13 protein-coding genes and 2 tRNA genes are annotated in these 17241 nt (G+C 56.0%); 7 read left to right on the top strand and 8 right to left on the bottom strand.

The genetic code is table 11. From position 1 onward, the window contains the following. Positions 1 to 12: 12 nt before the first annotated feature. On the bottom strand, positions 13 to 2262 hold the full coding sequence (rnr, locus tag LINBF2_RS05110; RefSeq protein WP_281891287.1) for a ribonuclease R: 2250 nt from the start codon (positions 2260 to 2262) through the stop codon (positions 13 to 15). A gap of 22 nt (positions 2263 to 2284) precedes the next feature. Between rnr and LINBF2_RS05105 the strand changes: the two genes are divergently transcribed. Next, a tRNA-Leu gene (locus LINBF2_RS05105) sits at positions 2285 to 2369 on the top strand. 51 nt (positions 2370 to 2420) lie between these two features. Here LINBF2_RS05105 and rimO read toward each other — a convergent pair. The 4 genes from rimO to LINBF2_RS05085 all read right to left on the bottom strand — a co-directional run bounded on the left by rimO (position 2421) and on the right by LINBF2_RS05085 (position 6618). Continuing rightward, positions 2421 to 3800 (bottom strand): 30S ribosomal protein S12 methylthiotransferase RimO, encoded by a 1380-nt coding sequence (gene rimO / locus LINBF2_RS05100; protein ID WP_281890924.1) that lies wholly within the window; start codon positions 3798 to 3800, stop codon positions 2421 to 2423. After that, positions 3797 to 4243, bottom strand: a complete 447-nt coding sequence (gene phaR, locus LINBF2_RS05095) for a polyhydroxyalkanoate synthesis repressor PhaR (RefSeq protein ID WP_281890922.1) — start codon at positions 4241 to 4243, stop codon at positions 3797 to 3799. The genes rimO and phaR overlap by 4 nt, the downstream gene beginning before the upstream one ends. 71 nt (positions 4244 to 4314) lie before the next feature. Beyond that, positions 4315 to 4391, bottom strand: a tRNA-Val gene (locus tag LINBF2_RS05090). 31 nt (positions 4392 to 4422) lie between these two features. Next, positions 4423 to 6618, bottom strand: a complete 2196-nt coding sequence (locus LINBF2_RS05085; RefSeq protein WP_281890920.1) for a bifunctional (p)ppGpp synthetase/guanosine-3',5'-bis(diphosphate) 3'-pyrophosphohydrolase — start codon at positions 6616 to 6618, stop codon at positions 4423 to 4425. 62 nt (positions 6619 to 6680) lie between these two features. Between LINBF2_RS05085 and LINBF2_RS05080 the strand changes: the two genes are divergently transcribed. Continuing rightward, on the top strand, positions 6681 to 7463 hold the full coding sequence (locus LINBF2_RS05080) for a 3-hydroxybutyrate dehydrogenase (RefSeq protein WP_281890918.1): 783 nt from the start codon (positions 6681 to 6683) through the stop codon (positions 7461 to 7463). Positions 7464 to 7568: 105 nt separating this feature from the next. Further along, positions 7569 to 7985 carry a hypothetical protein gene (locus LINBF2_RS05075; protein ID WP_104800299.1) on the top strand — a complete coding sequence of 139 codons (417 nt, stop codon included), beginning with the start codon at positions 7569 to 7571 and terminating at the stop codon, positions 7983 to 7985. Here the strand turns inward: LINBF2_RS05075 and ispF are convergent. After that, positions 7979 to 8461, bottom strand: a complete 483-nt coding sequence (ispF, locus tag LINBF2_RS05070) for a 2-C-methyl-D-erythritol 2,4-cyclodiphosphate synthase (protein WP_281890915.1) — start codon at positions 8459 to 8461, stop codon at positions 7979 to 7981. The genes LINBF2_RS05075 and ispF overlap by 7 nt on opposite strands. Positions 8462 to 8483: 22 nt before the next feature. Next, a complete protein-coding gene (gene ispD, locus LINBF2_RS05065; protein ID WP_281890913.1) occupies positions 8484 to 9194 on the bottom strand; it encodes a 2-C-methyl-D-erythritol 4-phosphate cytidylyltransferase in 711 nt (236 codons plus the stop codon). A gap of 58 nt (positions 9195 to 9252) precedes the next feature. Between ispD and mfd the strand changes: the two genes are divergently transcribed. After that, positions 9253 to 12738 carry a transcription-repair coupling factor gene (gene mfd, locus LINBF2_RS05060; RefSeq protein WP_281890911.1) on the top strand — a complete coding sequence of 1162 codons (3486 nt, stop codon included), beginning with the start codon at positions 9253 to 9255 and terminating at the stop codon, positions 12736 to 12738. 27 nt (positions 12739 to 12765) lie between these two features. Beyond that, a complete protein-coding gene (serB, locus tag LINBF2_RS05055; RefSeq protein ID WP_281890909.1) occupies positions 12766 to 13482 on the top strand; it encodes a phosphoserine phosphatase SerB in 717 nt (238 codons plus the stop codon). A 67-nt stretch (positions 13483 to 13549) separates the two neighbouring features. On the opposite strand, the gene uvrC is transcribed toward serB, so the two are convergent. Further along, a complete protein-coding gene (uvrC, locus tag LINBF2_RS05050) occupies positions 13550 to 15451 on the bottom strand; it encodes an excinuclease ABC subunit UvrC (RefSeq protein WP_281890907.1) in 1902 nt (633 codons plus the stop codon). A gap of 25 nt (positions 15452 to 15476) precedes the next feature. On the opposite strand from uvrC, the gene earP reads away from it, so the two are divergent. Then, positions 15477 to 16601, top strand: a complete 1125-nt coding sequence (gene earP / locus LINBF2_RS05045) for an elongation factor P maturation arginine rhamnosyltransferase EarP (protein WP_281890905.1) — start codon at positions 15477 to 15479, stop codon at positions 16599 to 16601. 75 nt (positions 16602 to 16676) lie between these two features. Further along, complete coding sequence (gene efp / locus LINBF2_RS05040) at positions 16677 to 17231, top strand: elongation factor P (RefSeq protein WP_281890903.1); 555 nt, start codon at positions 16677 to 16679, stop codon at positions 17229 to 17231. Positions 17232 to 17241 lie beyond the last annotated feature (10 nt).

Here is a 17241-nt window from a genome sequence, read left to right as displayed (position 1 = left end):
CGAAAGCGCGATTTACTTGCGCGAGCGTCGGCTTTTGGCGCCGGCTTTTTTATCGGTGGATTTACCTACGCGAGCAGACGGCGATTTAGATTCACCACGTCCATCTTTGCCACTGATTTTGGTGAAGGCTTTTTTCACCGCAGTTTTGAAGTTCTGCATGGGCGAGCCTGCGGCGTCTTTGCCATGGCGTGGCAACAACTCATCGGCTTCACGCACCAAGCGGAAATCAATCTTGCGGCCATCTAAGTCCACGCGGCTCACCTGAATGCGCACGCGTGAACCAATACCGTAGCGAATGCCAGTGCGCTCACCGCGAAGCTCTTGACGCATTTCGTCGAAGCGGAAATATTCACCACCGAGTTCGGTGATGTGCACCAAGCCTTCTACATACATGGCGTCCAAGGTCACGAACAGACCAAAGCCCGTAGCAGACGTCACGACACCGCCGTACTCTTCACCCAAATGCTCGCGCATGTATTTGCACTTGAGCCACGCTTCCACATCGCGGCTGGCTTCATCGGCGCGACGCTCATTGGCGCTGCAATGCAGACCAGCAGCTTCCCAAGCTTGCTGGTCGGGCGTCAGTTTGGTTTTAACAACCAATTTGTTTTCAGGCTCGCGCACGCGCGAGGCCAATCGACGCGCCAGTTTGGCATGTGCCTCACCTGGCGTGGGTAGCGTTGGCAAGGTGTATTTACGCTTCGTCAGAATTGCTTTGATGACACGATGCACCAACAAATCTGGGTAGCGACGAATCGGGCTGGTGAAATGGGTATAGGCCTCAAACGCCAAACCAAAGTGGCCGTTATTGTCGGGCGTGTACACCGCTTGCGACATCGAACGCAACAGCATCGAATGAATTTGCTGCGCGTCTGGACGCTCTTTGGTCGCATCAGCAATCGCTTGAAATTCTGAAGGCTTGGGCTTGTCCCCGACCGTCATTCCCACGCCGGTGGCTTTGAGGTAGCCGCGTAGCACATCGATCTTCTCTGGCGTTGGCCCCTCATGCACACGGAACAAACCGGGGTGCTTGCTTTGCAAAATAAAGTCCGCGCTGCAGACGTTGGCGGCCAACATGGCCTCTTCAATCAGTTTGTGCGCATCGTTGCGCACACGCGGAATGATTTTGTCGATACGACCACTTTCGTCACACACGATTTGTGTTTCGGTGGTTTCAAAGTCGACCGCACCACGCACATGTCGAGCTTTGAGCAAAGCCCCATACACATCGTGCAGGTTGAGCAAATCATCAATACGGTCTTTACGTTTAGCCGCTTCCGGTCCACGCGTGTTAGACAAAATAGCCGCCACTTCGGTGTACGTGAAGCGTGCATGGCTGAACATCACCGCAGGGTAAAACTGATAAGCCTCTACATCGCCTGATGCGCTGATAAGCATGTCGCACACCATGCACAAGCGTTCAACATCGGGGTTCAATGAACACAAACCGTTGGAGAGCTTCTCAGGCAACATCGGAATCACACGGCGCGGGAAGTACACGCTGGTGGCCCGGTCATAAGCATCCACATCAATCGCGCTGCCGGTTTCCACATAGTTGCTCACGTCAGCAATGGCCACCAACAAGCGCCAGCCTTTGCCCTTGCCTACTTTGGCAGGTTCGCAATACACGGCGTCGTCAAAGTCGCGCGCATCTTCACCATCGATGGTGACCAAGGGCACATCGGTTAAATCAACGCGGTCTTTTTTGTCTTGCGGACGCACCTTATCGGGCAGGCTTCGAGCCATGGCCAAACAAGCGTCTGAGAACTCATGCGGCACGCCGTACTTACGCACAGCAATTTCGATTTCCATGCCGGGGTCATCCACTTCGCCCAACACCTCTTTGATACGGCCCACAGGCTGCCCATACAAACTGGGCGGCTCGGTCAGTTCAACCACCACAACTTGGCCGACCATCGCTTTGGCGGTCGCGCCTTTGTTGATCAACACATCTTGGCCGTAGCGCTTGTCTTCAGGCGCCACCAGCCACACACCGCTCTCTTGCAGCAAACGACCAATGATGGGTTGCTTTGAGCGTTCCAAAATTTCAACCACGCGCCCCTCTGGGCGACCTTTGCGGTCTAAGCGAACAACACGTGCTTTGACGCGGTCACGGTGTAACACCGCGCGCATTTCATTCGGGGGTAAAAAGATGTCGGGCGATCCATCATCTCGTTGCACAAACCCATGACCATCTCGGTGACCCGAGACGGTGCCGACAAACTCTTCCAGTAATCCACTGGTATGAACGGAATTCTTGATACAATGCTCTCTTTCCTGAAATGCCCAGGTGGCGGAATTGGTAGACGCACTAGTTTCAGGTACTAGCGAGTAACATCGTGGGGGTTCGAGTCCCTTCCTGGGCACCAATATAAGTTAAATGAAAGCCACCTTTTAGGTGGCTTTTGTTTTTTGTGAATTTAAATCGGCAATGCGACAAGGTCATGACCATCTGTAGCCACCACTTTGGCACGGGTGAACTCACCCACCTTGAGCACTTTGCTGAGTTTTTCAGGTGGCAACAACTTCACGACGCCATCGATCTCAGGTGCATCTGCGTAGCTGCGGCCCACGCCACCTTTGCGGCCACCGGCGGGCGCTGAATCCACCAGCACTTGAATGGTGGAACCAATGCGGCGTTTGAGCTTGGCAATCGATACCTCTTCGGCAACCGCCATGAAGCGGGCTTGACGTTCTTCACGCACCTCTTGCGGCAACATGCCCGGAATGTCGTTGGCAGCAGCGCCGTCTATAGGGCTGTAGGCAAAGCAACCCGCGCGGTCGATTTCGGCTTCACGCACGAAGTTGAGCAAGTGCTCAAACTCTTCTTCGGTCTCACCAGGAAAACCTGCAATGAAGGTGCTGCGAATCACAATTTGCGGGCACAGCTCGCGCCAGCGGGCGATGCGCTCCAGGTTTTTCTCACCGCTGGCTGGGCGCTTCATGCGCTTCAACACATCGGGGTGGCTGTGCTGGAACGGCACATCCAAATACGGCAACACATGACCTGTGGCCATTAACGGGATGATGTCATCCACGCTGGGGTATGGGTACACATAGTGCAAACGCACCCATGCGCCATAGGTTTGAGCCAACTTGGCCAAGGCTTGCGCCAGCTCTAAAGTGCGCGTCTTGATGGGCTGACCATCAAAGAAACCAGTGACGTACTTCACATCCACGCCGTAGGCTGATGTGTCTTGGCTGATGACCAACAACTCTTTCACGCCGCCTTCAAACAAAGCACGCGCCTCTTTGAGCACATCGCCAATCGGACGACTCACCAAATCGCCACGCATAGACGGGATGATGCAAAACGTACAACGGTGGTTACAGCCTTCGCTGATTTTCAAATAGGCATAGTGCTTGGGCGTGAGCTTGACGCCCGCTTCACCAAAGCTGTTGGGCACCAAGTCGATGAACGGGTCATGCGGCTTGGGCAAATGCGCGTGCACGGCGTCCATCACCTCTTGCGTGGCGTGTGGGCCAGTAACGGCCAACACACTAGGATGCATTTCCATCACCAAATTGGCACCGCCTTCGGCTTGGCGGGCACCTAAACACCCCGTCACGATGACCTTGCCGTTTTCGGCCAAGGCTTCGCCAATGGTGTCTAGGCTTTCTTTGACGGCGTCATCAATGAAGCCGCAGGTGTTGACAATGACCAAGTCAGCGCCAGCAAAAGTTTTAGACGTTTGATAGCCCTCGGCGCTGAGTTGCGTCAAGATCAATTCGGAGTCGGTCAAAGCCTTGGGGCAGCCCAAGCTCACGAAGCCAACTTTAGGTGCGGTTACTTCTGTCATTTACGTTTCAGTCCCATCACATCCATCATGTGTTCGGTTTGTTTTTGCAATTGTTCGGCATAGCTGCTCACCAGTGTCGGCACGATGGGCAGTTGTGGCACGTTGTCCATGAACGTTTGCACGTTCTTTTCAAGGTAAGAGCCCATGAAGCCTTGCATCGAATGCCCATAAAAGCGAATGATGTTGGCCAAGACCTGCTCGGTCAGGATGGGTGAGCCTTCCGACTCATGCTCCAAGATGATTTGCAACAAGATGCTACGCGTCAGGTCTTCCCCCGACTTGGCATCTACCACCCGAAAAGGGGTGTTGTGCATCACCAGTTGTTTGATATCTGCCAAGGCCACATAGCTGGATGACGCGGTGTCATACAAGCGGCGATTGGGGTACTTCTTGATCACGCGGTCTTGCGTGTCGTCGGAAGTGTTTGATTTTTTGCTGCTCATGAAGTCAGCTCCCGTTGAAAGAGAAAAGCCCAGTACTGTTCAAACAGTGCCGGGCTTGACGGGGAACAATATGGTAGGCGCGATTGGAATCGAACCAACGACCCCCACCATGTCAAGGTGGTGCTCTAACCAACTGAGCTACGCGCCTACATTGTTCGAAGCTGGAAGTATAGCAGACTTCAGCGACGTTTCGCGGTCCGCACCCCACGAACCTCTTTGACCAAGCCCAAAACCTTTTGCAAGCGGCGTGAATCACCCACTTCCACAGTGAATGTCATCCACGCCAAGTCTTTCACTGACTGGGTTTGCACGCCAATCACATTCATCTTTTCTTTGGCAAACACTTCCGAAATGTCACGCAACAAGCCCTGACGGTCCAAGGCTTCGATATTTACATCTACTGGATAGACCAAGGCTTGCGCCGAAGCCGATTGCCCCCAGTCCACCTCAATCACACGGTCACCGCTGCGCAATGCCATTTGACGGAAGTTGCCGCAATCGGCCCGGTGAATGCTCACACCTTTGCCGCGTGTCACAAAGCCACGAATGTCATCGGGCGGTGCGGGCTTGCAGCATTTGCTGAGTTGCGTGAGCAAGGAGTCAATCCCCACCACCAACACCCCGCTCTTAGAGGCCTTGTCGTTAGACTTGGCTTTCTTAAGGCGGACATAGTCATCCGCCACCATGGGCGCGGCGGGGGGATTGAGCAATGTCTCGATGTTGCGCAGCGAAAACTCGTCTTTACCCACCACCTCAAACAAGGCTTCGGCCGACTTAAAGCCCAGTTGCGAGGCTAAGTCATCCAGCTTCATCGCTGTTTTGCCTTCACGCTGCAAAAGCTTTTCTACAGCCTCGCGGCCTTTGGCCGCGGTTTCTTGCATGGCTTGGGCGTTGAACCATGCCCTCACCTTCGAACGCGCACGTGAGCTGGCCAAGAAGCCAAGCTCCGGATTCAACCAATCACGCGAAGGACCGCCTTCCTTGATGGCGGTCACCTCCACCGTCTGGCCGTTTTTGAGCTGCGTATTCAGGGGGACCATCGCGCCATCCACGCGCGCACCACGGCAACGGTGACCGAGATTGGTGTGCAAGGTGTAGGCAAAGTCAATCGGTGTGCCGCCTTGGGGCAGCTCGACCACAGCAGCATCCGGTGTGAGCACATAAATGCGATCACTCAGTGCATCGGTGGTGGCTTGGCTTTGTGCACCGGCTGAGAGCTCGCGCTCCCACGCCAAGAGCTGACGCAACACCGCAATCTTGGCGTCGTAATCGCCAGAGGCACTCACGCCGGCGTAGCCTTTGGCCCCCGCCTCTTTGTAGGCCCAATGCGCGGCCACACCGTGCTCGGCATGGTCGTGCATCTCTTGGGTGCGGATTTGAATTTCAATTGGGCGGCCTTGTGCGTCGCGCACCACCGTGTGCAAGGACTGGTAGCCATTGGATTTGGGCTTGGCAATGTAATCGTCAAACTCCGAATCAATCGGTGCAAACTGGGTGTGCACCATGCTCAATGTGGCGTAGCAATCGGGCACCGAAGGCACCACCACACGTAAAGCACGCACGTCAAAGACGCGTGAAAAGTCGAGCGACTTGCCGCGCATTTTTTTCACGATGCTGTAAATGTGCTTGGGTCGCCCCGCCACTTGCGCTGTGATGCCTTGGGCTTTCAAGTCAGCCTCAAGACGCTCGCGCAACTGCACCATGTAGTTTTCGCGCTCCACACGCTTTTCATCGAGGAGCTTGGCGATTTCACGGTAGGTCTCAGGCTCAAGGAAGCGGAAAGACAAATCTTCCATTTCCCATTTGATTTGCCAAATACCCAAACGGTTGGCCAGTGGCGCAAACACATGCAAAGACTCATAAGCCAAGCTGTGCGGCACTGGCAGCTTGCTAGCGGCAAAGTGGCGCAGGGTTTGCAGGCGCGACGCCAAGCGCAGCAAAACCACACGCAAATCACGCGAAAACGCCAGCAACATCTTGCGCACGTTCTCGGTTTGCAAGGCTGCCACTTGTGATTCCGCTGCCACAGCGCGAGCTTGGCGCTGCACACGAATCAAGCGCGTGGTTTCCAAAGCCAACTCGGCGTAGCTAGCGCCAAAGGCTTTGGCAATCACCTCCTCTGGCTTTTGTAAATGTTCAGAGGCGTAAACCAAGTAGCAAGCAGCTTGCATGGCCTCAGAGCCACCAATCACGCTCAAGATTTGGGCGACCGCGTCCGCATGCGCCAACACGTCTTCGCCCGTATCCAGCGTCGCACCCATCAGCAAAGGCTGTGCAAAGGCGCGCGCACGCATCAGCGCCTCAGGCTGGTCTGGCAAATCTTGCAGCGAGGCACTCAAGAGCGAGGTGCGCTGCGTTTCTCCGTTATGTTTCATGTAAGCCGCTGAACCACATAATGTCTATAGGTTTCTCATCGTAATGCATGGAGTTTTCAAAAATGTCAGAACGCACACTCATCGGTAAAACAGCTTTGGTCACGGGCTCCACCAGTGGCATTGGTTTGGGTATTGCCAAAGCCTTGGCTCGTCAAGGCGCCAACATCATCCTCAACGGCTTTGGCGACACCGAAGGCCCCAAGGCCGAAATAGCAGCCTTGGGCGTCCAAGTTGCTTATCACGGCGCAGACATGAGCAAAGCCGCAGACATCGAAGACATGATGAAGTTTTCAGCCGACACCTTTGGTGGCGTGGACATTTTGGTCAACAACGCGGGCATCCAGCATGTGGCCTCGGTGGAAGACTTCCCCGTGGAGCGCTGGGACGCCATCATCGCCATCAACCTCACCAGCGCTTTCCACACCTCGCGCTTGGCTCTGCCCTACATGCAAAAACAAAACTGGGGCCGCATCATCAACGTGGCATCCATTCACGGCTTGGTGGGCTCTGCCCAAAAGTCTGCCTATGTGGCGGCCAAACACGGCATCGTGGGTTTGACCAAAGTTACCGCCCTTGAAAACGCCACCACAGGCGTGACCTGCAACGCCATCTGCCCTGGCTGGGTACTCACCCCCTTGGTTCAAAAGCAAGTCGATGCCAAAGCAGCGGCTTTGAACATCTCGAATGATGAAGCCATCAAGTTGCTTTTGGGTGAAAAAGAGCCGTCCATGCAATTCACAACGCCTGAAGAGTTGGGTGACTTGGCCGTGTTTTTCTGCTCTAAAGCCGGCAACAACGTGCGCGGTGTTGCCTGGAATATGGACGGGGGTTGGACTGCACAGTAATTAATTTGAGAGATTTGGCTGTATTTGTAATACTTTTCAATTAAATGCGATATTTTTTTTACTTACAATTACATCATCGAGTCAAATCTCTCTTACCTTCGAGGTATGACACAAACCTACCCTAAAGAAACCAGTAAATTTGCAGATCGTTTTCGCGCCGCTCTCAAAGATGCGGGCGTCCGAGTTTCTGCAACTGTCGTCGCAAATGAGTTCAACTTGCGGTACTGGGGAGAGGGCATCTCTTCACACGCTGCACGCAATTGGCTCATGGGTGTGTCCATTCCTAAGCAAGACAAGCTCTTGGTTTTGTCCAAGTGGCTCAAAATTTCACCCGAAGGTTTGTTGTTTGGTACGCCACCACCCCGCCCTGCGGATGAAGCCTTGACCGACGAGCGCATCAATTTGGTCGACCAACAGTTGATTTCTCGCTACTTCGGCTTGCAACCCGAACACCGCCGCGTGGTGCGCGAAGTGGTAGAAGGTTTAGCCGCCTTAGGCCCTAAACCTCCCAGCCATCAATAAATCAACGCCACTGCGCGAGCTTCCATACTTAGGCCCTGTCCCACAGGGCCTATTTTTTCGGCTGTCTTGGCCTTCACATTCACGCGCGACACATCAATCTCTAACGCCTCAGCAATGCGTTGACACATCACTGGCATATGCGCTGCCAGCTTAGGGGCTTGCGCAATCACGGTGCTGTCGATGTTGCCAATCTGAAAACCTGCAGCACGCACCATCTCAGCTGTCTTTTGCAGCAATACCCAAGAATCTGCACCTTTGTAGGCAGCATCTTTGTCTGAGAAGTGCCGACCAATGTCACCCAGCGCTGCAGCACCCAGCAACGCATCAGTGATGGCGTGCAGCAACACATCGGCATCTGAGTGACCTAGCAAGCCGTGTGTGTGCTCAATGCGCACACCACCCAGCATCAGCGGGCGACCTTCCACCAGAGCATGTACATCCCAGCCTTCACCAATTCGAAATGAGGGTACGGTCATCGTGTGTTCTTTCCATCAAGCGTCAATGACGCGAATTCAAAATAGCAGCTGCCAAGGCAAAGTCTTCGGGGTAGGTCACCTTGAAGTTTTGTGCGTTGCCGGAGACGAGCAAAGGCTTGAAGCCCATCGCCTCGATGGCACTTGACTCATCCGTCACAGCAGCACCCGCTTGCTCCAAGGCTTTGAGCAAGACGCCTAAGCGAAACATTTGCGGCGTTTGCGCCAACCACTTGTCAGACCGGTCCACCGTTTGGGCCACGCGGCCATTGGCTTCAGCCTTCAGGGTATCGGCCAACTTATGGGCCAGCAAACCGCCCACTGCATCGTCTTGGCAAGCGTCTATCAATGCGTTGATTTGTTCAGGCGTGACCAAGCAACGCGCAGCGTCATGCACCAGCACCCAATCGGTGTCGTGTGCGCCCTGCGTGACCAATTCACGCAAGCCTGCCAACACGCTCTGTGCACGTGTGGCTCCGCCTGTGCGCGATGTTTCAAACATAGGCTGCGGATGCGCAGCCAACACACCCGCCATGTGCACATCATCAGGCGCCAGCACCAACACACCTTTTGCCATGCGTGCCACTCCGGCAAAGGCCTTGAGCGTGTGCACCACCATGGGCAGGCCTGCAATGGCTTGGTATTGCTTAGGCATTGCCGTGCCCGCGCGGCTGCCAAAGCCTGCGCAAGGAATGACGGCAAAAAAACGAAGATGGCTGTGGGTGTGTAAGGACATTGAATAGGTTTGAGCTTCATTAAGAAGAAAGCCCAGCCCCCATTCTAGAATTACCCCAATGCACCTGCCCTCTTTGAGTCCCGGCAAACGATTTGCCATGCCCCGCCCTGTCGGCTCTGCGGACGCATTGCTGCTCGCACAGCTGGGCACGCGCGAAAAAGCCAAACAACAACGTGTGGCCATCATCACCGCCGATGCGGTGGATGCCCAACGTCTGCAAGACGAAATGGCGTTCTTCGCCCCTGACTTGCGCTGCGTGTTGTTCCCCGACTGGGAAACGCTGCCCTACGACAGCTTCTCACCCCACCAAGACCTCATCAGCGAACGCTTAGCCACCTTATGGCGCATCTCGCAGGGCGACGCCGATGTTGTGCTGATTCCAGCCACTACAGCGCTGTACCGCTTGGCCCCGCCTGCATTCTTGGCGGGTTACACCTTCCACTTCAAAGTCAAGCAAGCCCTCGACGAAGCCAAGCTCAAATCACAACTCACGCTGGCGGGCTACACGCACGTCACGCAAGTGGTCAGCCCTGGCGAATACGCGGTGCGTGGCGGCTTGATTGACCTGTTCCCGATGGGTTCACTCGTGCCCTACCGCGTCGATTTGTTTGACAACGAAATCGACTCTATCCGGACCTTCGACCCCGACAGCCAACGCAGCCTCTACCCCGTGCCCGAAGTGCGCTTGCTGCCCGGCCGCGAGTTCCCGATGGACGATGCCGCGCGTGCGCTGTTTCGCAACCGTTGGCGCGAAATGCTCGATGGCGACCCAACCAAGAGCCGCATCTACAAAGACATTGGCAACGGCGTAGCCACCGCAGGTATTGAGTACTACCTGCCTTTGTTCTTCGAAGAAACTGCCACAGTGTTTGACTACCTAGGCACATCGGCCACCGTGGTGTTGCACGGCGACTTAGAGCCCGTGTTCCAACGCTTTTGGCAAGACACGCAAGATCGCTATCGTTTGGTGCAAGGCGACCCCGAGCGCCCTGCCTTGCCGCCTGCCAATCTATTTTTAAGCGCCGAACAGTTTTACGCATCGGCCAACAGCTACGCGCAATTTGCGCTGCGCCCGCACGTCACCGACGTGATCGACAACGCGTTTGCCCAAACCCTGCCCGACCTCACCGTGGTGCGTGGCGCGGCAGACCCGCTGCAAAAACTGCAAGCGCACGCTGGCAAAACAGCCAACCGCTTGCTCATCTTGGCCGAGAGCGATGGCCGCCGCGAAAGCTTGCTCGACTTCTTGCGCTCGTCCAACGTCAGCCCACCTGCGTTTGATTCGCTGGCCGAGTTCGAAGGCAGCGCCGAGAAAATCGGCATTGCCACCGCCGCATTGCAAGTTGGCTTTAGCTGGACCGAAGCAGGCTTAGACCTGATTACAGAGACCGAACTGTTTGCCGTCGGTGCGACCACCCGCCGCCGCAAGAAGCAAGAACAAGTCAGCGATGTCGAAGCGCTCATCAAAGACTTGTCCGAGCTCAACTTGGGCGACCCCGTGGTGCACAACGCCCACGGCATTGGTCGCTACCGTGGTCTGATCAACATGGATCTGGGCGAAAAGAACGCCGATGGCACGCCCGCGCTACAAGAGTTCTTGCACCTCGAATATGCCGACAACGCCGTGCTCTATGTGCCGGTGAGCCAGCTTCATTTGATTGGTCGCTACACCGGCGTGAGTGCCGACGAAGCACCGCTGCACAAACTCGGCTCCGCCCAGTGGGACAAAGCCAAACGCCGCGCCGCCGAACAAGTGCGCGATGCCGCCGCTGAGCTGCTGAATATCTACGCCCGCCGCGCCGCACGCCAAGGTCACCCTTTCCGCTACTCGCCGCAAGACTACGAAACATTCGCCAACGATTTTGGCTTTGAAGAAACCGCCGACCAACGCGCAGCCATCCACGCCGTCATGCAAGACATGATCAGCCCTCGTCCTATGGACCGTTTGGTGTGTGGCGATGTGGGCTTTGGCAAAACCGAGGTGGCCCTACGCGCTGCATTTGTAGCAGTGACGGGTGGCAAACAAGTGGCATTCTTGGCCCCAACCACTTTGTTGGCCGAGCAGCATTACCAAACATTGGTAGACCGTTTCAGCAAATGGCCTATCAAAATTGCCGAGATGAGCCGCTTCCGTTCGGCCAAAGAAATCACCGCTGCCGCCAAAGGTTTGGCTGAAGGCCAAGTCGACATCGTGGTGGGCACGCACAAGTTGCTCAGCGAGTCGGTCAAGTTTAAAGACCTGGGCCTGCTCATCATCGACGAAGAACACCGCTTTGGCGTGCGCCACAAAGAGGCCATGAAAGCCATGCGCGCAGAGGTGGATGTGCTCACGCTCACCGCCACGCCTATTCCGCGCACGCTCGGCATGGCGCTGGAAGGCCTGCGTGATTTGAGCGTCATTGCCACTGCGCCACAACGCCGCCTGGCCATCAAAACTTTTGTGCGCAACGAAGGCAATGGCGTGATTCGTGAAGCCGTGCTGCGCGAACTCAAACGTGGCGGCCAGTGCTATTTCTTGCACAACGATGTGGCCACCATTGAAAACCGCCGCGCGCAGCTCGAAGAGCTGCTGCCCGAAGCACGCATCGCGGTAGCCCACGGCCAAATGCCTGAGCGCGAACTTGAACGTGTCATGCGCGACTTCGTGGCCCAGCGCTACAACATGCTGCTGTGCTCCACCATCATCGAAACTGGCATTGACGTGCCCAGCGCCAACACCATCATCATGAGCCGCGCCGACAAATTTGGTTTGGCCCAGCTACACCAGCTGCGCGGCCGCGTGGGCCGCAGCCACCACCAAGCCTACGCCTACCTCATGGTGCCCGACACCCAGGGCCTGACCAAACAAGCCTCTCAACGCTTGGATGCGATTCAACAAATGGAAGAACTTGGATCAGGCTTCTACCTCGCCATGCACGACCTTGAAATTCGTGGCGCGGGTGAAGTGCTGGGCGAAAACCAAAGCGGCAACATGCTGGAAGTGGGCTTTCAGCTCTACAACGAAATGTTGTCTGAAGCCGTGCGCGCTTTGAAGAATGGCGAAGAACCAGACTTGCTCAGCCCCCTGAGCGCCACCACCGAAATCAACCTGCACGCCCCCGCCCTGCTGCCCGACGACTACTGTGGTGACGTGCACCTGCGCTTGTCGTTCTACAAAAAATTGGCCACGGCTAAAACGGGCGACCAAATTGACGCGCTGCTCGAAGAAATTGTGGATCGCTTTGGCAAACTGCCCTCGCAAGCGCAAACCCTCATCGACGTGCACCGCCTGCGCGTGCAAGCCCGCAGCTATGGTGTGACCAAGGTAGACGCTGCACCCGGTGTGACCCACATCAGCTTCAAACCAAATCCACCGTTTGATGCCATGCGCATCATCGAGCTGGTGCAGAAAAACAAGCACATCAAACTGGCGGGCAACGACCGCCTGCGTATTGAGCGTGATCTACCCGAACCCAAAGCCCGTGCGCAAATGGTTCGCGATGTATTGCGCTCGTTGGGTACGCCCAATGTGCCAGCAGCCAAAGCGGCTGAAGTGCAGCCATGACAAACAGACTCACACCATAATTTCCTTATGACTATTGCTACAGAATTTGCACCCGGCCTTGCCATCCAAGGCTTCACTGCCCCCCTGAAACTTCAAGACTTCAAACTCATTGCGTTTGACATGGACTCAACGCTCATCAACATTGAGTGCATTGACGAGATCGCAGATGCTGCAGGCCGCAAGGCCGAGGTGGCAGCCATCACCGAAGCAGCGATGCGCGGTGAAATCACCGATTTCAAAGACAGCTTGCGCCGCCGCGTGGCGCTGCTCAAAGGTGTGCCCGAAGCCGCCTTGCACGAGGTGTTTGAACAGCGCCTGCGTTTGAACCCCGGCGCCAAAACATTGGTAGACACCTGCAAAGCCCACGGCATGAAAGTATTGTTGGTCAGCGGTGGCTTCACCTTCTTCGCCGACCGTGTGTGCGAAATGCTGAACATCGACTACGCCCGCAGCAATGTGCTGGCGATTGACAACGGCCACCTCACAGGCGATGTGGTCACGCAAGACTGGGGCGATATTTGTGACGGCGCAGAAAAACGCAAGATGCTGCTGCACATCTGCGCGCAAATGGGCATCAGTCCAAAACAAGCCATTGCAATGGGTGACGGCGCGAACGATTTGCTGATGATGGGCGAAGCTGGCTTGTCGGTGGCGTACCACGCCAAACCCAAAGTGCGCGAGCAAGCGATGGTGGCTATCAATGAAGGCGGCTTAGACCGTTTGTTGGAAGTCGTCAAAGCCTAAAACTATTGTGGTTTGCGACGGTGCTGCTGAATGCGCGCCACTGCGCAACACACAGCCAGCAGTTGACTTAGCGCAGCGCGTTGTAAATCGTTTGCGCCAACTCTTCCGAAATACCTTCCACCGTGCAAAGGTCTGCCACGCTGGCATCGCCTACGCCGCGTGCACCACCAAAACGCTGCAGCAACTTGGCGCGCTTCTTTGGCCCCACACCCGGAATTTCTTCTAGTTTGCTGCCACCCACACGCACTTTCGCACGTGCGGCACGCATGCCGGTGATGGCAAAGCGGTGGGCCTCGTCGCGAATTTGTGCCACCAGCATCAACGCGGCTGAGTCACGACCGAGATACACCTTTTCGCGACCATCGGCAAACACCAACTCTTCTAGGCCCACTTTGCGGCCCTCGCCTTTTTCCACGCCCACGATGCGCGAGAGGTCAAGCCCGAGCGACTCAAACACCTCACGCGCCATCGACACTTGGCCTTTGCCGCCGTCAATCAGCACCAGATCGGGCAGCTTGCCCTCGCCGGCACGCACAGCCTCGGCCAGCTTGCTGTATCGACGCACCAGCACTTGGCGCATGGCGGCGTAGTCGTCGCCGCCGGTGATGCCGTCAATGTTGTAACGGCGGTATTCGGCGCTTTGCATTTTGTGGTGATGGAACACCACGCACGACGCTTGCGTGGATTCGCCAGAGGTATGCGAAATGTCAAAGCACTCCACACGGAACTGCTCTAAATCTTCTGGCGCTAAATCCAGCGCATCCACCAACGCACGCGTGCGCGCTTGTTGCGAGCCTTCTTCGGCCAACAAACGGGCCAGTTGAATATCAGCGTTTTGTTGCGCCATTTCTAGCCACACGCGGCGCTGCTCGCGCGGGTTGTGCACCGCCGTTATCTTCACGCCGGTCTGTTCGGTCAACGCTTGCAACAGCTCTTTGTCTACCGCGTGGCTGGTGATGAGCGCGGGCGGCACAGGCACATCCAAATAGTGCTGACTCAAAAACGCTTCCAGCACTTCGATGGGCTCGGCATCGTCCACATGTACGGGAAAGTAAGGCCTGTCCCCCAAATGGCGGCCACCGCGCACCATGGCCAAGTTGACACACGCTTTGCCGCCTTGCACTTTGACGGCGAGGATATCGACGTCTTGATCGCCCACGGTGTCCACGGCTTGCTGGTGCAGCACTTTAGAGAGCGCACTCATTTGATTGCGCAGCTCGGCGGCTTGTTCAAACTCAAGCTTCTCGGCATGCGCCATCATGCGCGCTTCGATGCTGGCCATCACCTCTTGGGTTTCACCGCGCAGCAAACGCATGGCGCTGTCCACATCGCGCTGGTAGTCAGGCACAGAAATGTGGCCCACACACGGCCCCGAACAACGCTTGATTTGAAACAGCAAACACGGGCGCGTGCGGTTGTTGAACACCGTGTCTTCACAGGTGCGCAAGCGAAACACTTTTTGCAGCAGCTGAATAGCCTCGCGCACCGCCCACACGCTGGGGTATGGGCCAAAATAGTCGTGGCGTTTGTCTACTGCGCCTCGGTAGTAAACGACGCGGGGAACTTGTTGGGGGCTGGGGTTGACGCTTGGCTTAGGCGGCTCGTCTATCTTGACTGCCACACCACGCGTCATCTTCAAATACGGATAGCTCTTGTCATCCCGAAACAAGATGTTGTACTTGGGCTTGAGCGTTTTGATGAGGTTGTTTTCCAGCAGCAGCGCCTCGGCTTCTGAGCGCACCACCGTGGTTTCCATACGCACAATCTTGGTCACCATGTGGCCAATGCGTGTGCCACCGTGGTCTTTTTGGAAATAGCTCGACACCCGCTTTTTCAGGTTGATGGCTTTGCCCACGTACAGCACCTGCTCTTGCGCATCAAAGTAGCGGTAAACGCCTGGTAATGCAGGCAAGCTGGCCACCAGCTCTAACAGCTCGGGCGGGTGGCGTGGTGCGGTTTTTTCTTCCATCCCTGTATTGTGGACAATCTGAGGCGTGAAATTCGATACCCCTTCATCACCCAGCCTGCGTTGGGATATTTTTTGTCGCGTCATCGACAACCACGGCGACCTCGGTGTGTGTTGGCGGCTATGCGCTGATCTCGCGCAGCGCGGCCACGCTGTGCGCTTGTGGGTGGATGACGCTTCAGCACTCGCCTGGATGGCGCCGCAAGGTTGTGCGGGTATCACTGTTCATGCTTGGCCTGATGATGCAGCCATGCAATCCCTGGCTCAAGATAGCACGTTCAACATAGGCGATGTGGCGATCGAAGCCTTCGGCTGCGAGCTACCCGAAGCGTTTCAAGCACTTATGGCGCAAGGCACATCGCCAGTGTGGATCAACCTCGAATACCTGAGCGCCGAGGGCTACGTGGCCCGCTCGCACGGCTTGGCTTCACCCGTGATGAGCGGCCCTGCACGCGGGATGACCAAATGGTTTTTCTATCCGGGCTTCACGCCCGACACGGGTGGTTTGTTGCGCGAGCCAGATTTAACTGCACGACAAGCAGCGTTTCAACGCCAAGCGTGGCTAAGCGCACTGCCGCTAGACAAACCCATTGCAGCCAACGAACAACTCATCAGCCTGTTTTGCTACGAACCCGCAGCCTTGCCCGATTTGCTAAAACAACTCAGCCTAGCAGCCACCCCCGCCCGTTTGCTTGTAGCCCAAGGTCGACCCAGAGCGGCCGTAGCAGCGGCCACCCAGGCCCTGCACATGTCCAGCCGCGGCGCAGGCCTGCTACACATCAGCCAACTGCCCTACCTCAGCCAAACAGACTTTGACCACTTGCTGTGGGCTTGCGACTTCAACTTTGTGCGTGGCGAGGATTCGCTGGTGCGCGCCCTATGGGCAGGCAAACCGTTCGCATGGCACATCTACCCGCAAGATGATTTGGCTCACCACGACAAGCTGCATGCTTTCGAGGCGGCGCTGGACATGCCCGCCAATTTAAGAAAATTTCACGCGGTATGGAACGGCTTAGAAACAGGGCCACTTCCTGCGCTATCCCGCACCGCCATTGACCATTGGCATGCTTGGGGCCATCAAACGCAACAGCGTTTATTGGCCCAAACCGACCTCACCAGCCTATTACTCAGTTTCGTGGCCCAAAAACGCTAAAATAAGTGGCTTTGCGAACCCCGTCGCAGCCAATGCTGCTTGGGCCACACCCCTCTTAGAAAACTTCACATCACTATGAAAACCGCACAAGAAATCCGCGTTGGCAACGTCATCATGCACGGCAAGGACCCCATGGTTGTCCTGCGCACCGAATACCAACGTGGCGGCCGTGGCTCTTCCACCGTTCGCATGAAATTGAAAAGCTTGATCGCCAACTTCGGTACCGAAGTCGTGTTCAAAGCTGACGACAAGATGGACCAAGTCATTTTGGACAAGAAGGATTGCACCTACTCTTACTTCGCAGACCCTATGTACGTTTGCATGGACGCCGACTTCAACCAATACGAAGTCGAAGCCAGCAACATGGGCGACGCCCTGAACTACCTCGAAGACGGCATGGAACTCGAAGTCGTGTTCTACGACGAGAAAGCTATTTCTGTCGAATTGCCCACCAACGTGGTGCGCGAAATCACTTGGACTGAGCCAGCTGTCAAAGGCGACACATCAGGCAAAGTGTTGAAGCCCGCCAAACTGGCGACTGGCTTTGAAGTGTCAGTGCCTTTGTTCGTGGCTCAAGGCGACAAAGTCGAAGTCGATACACGCACGGGCGAATACCGCAAGCGCGTCTAAGCCTTCAACG

The sequence above is a fragment of the Limnohabitans sp. TEGF004 genome (assembly GCF_027924965.1).
In the GTDB taxonomy this organism is placed as follows: Bacteria; Pseudomonadota; Gammaproteobacteria; order Burkholderiales; family Burkholderiaceae_C; genus Limnohabitans.
The sequence above is the reverse complement of the archived record's forward strand: the minus strand, read 5'-3'. Positions and strand labels throughout refer to the sequence as shown.

Coding starts and splice junctions, on each gene's coding strand:
- rimO (WP_281890924.1), bottom strand. CDS start 3,800: ATGACAGAAGTAACCGCACCTAAAGTTGGCTTCGTGAGCTTGGGCTGC.
- phaR (WP_281890922.1), bottom strand. CDS start 4,243: ATGAGCAGCAAAAAATCAAACACTTCCGACGACACGCAAGACCGCGTG.
- LINBF2_RS05085 (WP_281890920.1), bottom strand. CDS start 6,618: ATGAAACATAACGGAGAAACGCAGCGCACCTCGCTCTTGAGTGCCTCG.
- LINBF2_RS05080 (WP_281890918.1), top strand. CDS start 6,681: ATGTCAGAACGCACACTCATCGGTAAAACAGCTTTGGTCACGGGCTCC.
- LINBF2_RS05075 (WP_104800299.1), top strand. CDS start 7,569: ATGACACAAACCTACCCTAAAGAAACCAGTAAATTTGCAGATCGTTTT.
- ispF (WP_281890915.1), bottom strand. CDS start 8,461: ATGACCGTACCCTCATTTCGAATTGGTGAAGGCTGGGATGTACATGCT.
- ispD (WP_281890913.1), bottom strand. CDS start 9,194: ATGTCCTTACACACCCACAGCCATCTTCGTTTTTTTGCCGTCATTCCT.
- mfd (WP_281890911.1), top strand. CDS start 9,253: ATGCACCTGCCCTCTTTGAGTCCCGGCAAACGATTTGCCATGCCCCGC.
- serB (WP_281890909.1), top strand. CDS start 12,766: ATGACTATTGCTACAGAATTTGCACCCGGCCTTGCCATCCAAGGCTTC.
- uvrC (WP_281890907.1), bottom strand. CDS start 15,451: ATGGAAGAAAAAACCGCACCACGCCACCCGCCCGAGCTGTTAGAGCTG.
- efp (WP_281890903.1), top strand. CDS start 16,677: ATGAAAACCGCACAAGAAATCCGCGTTGGCAACGTCATCATGCACGGC.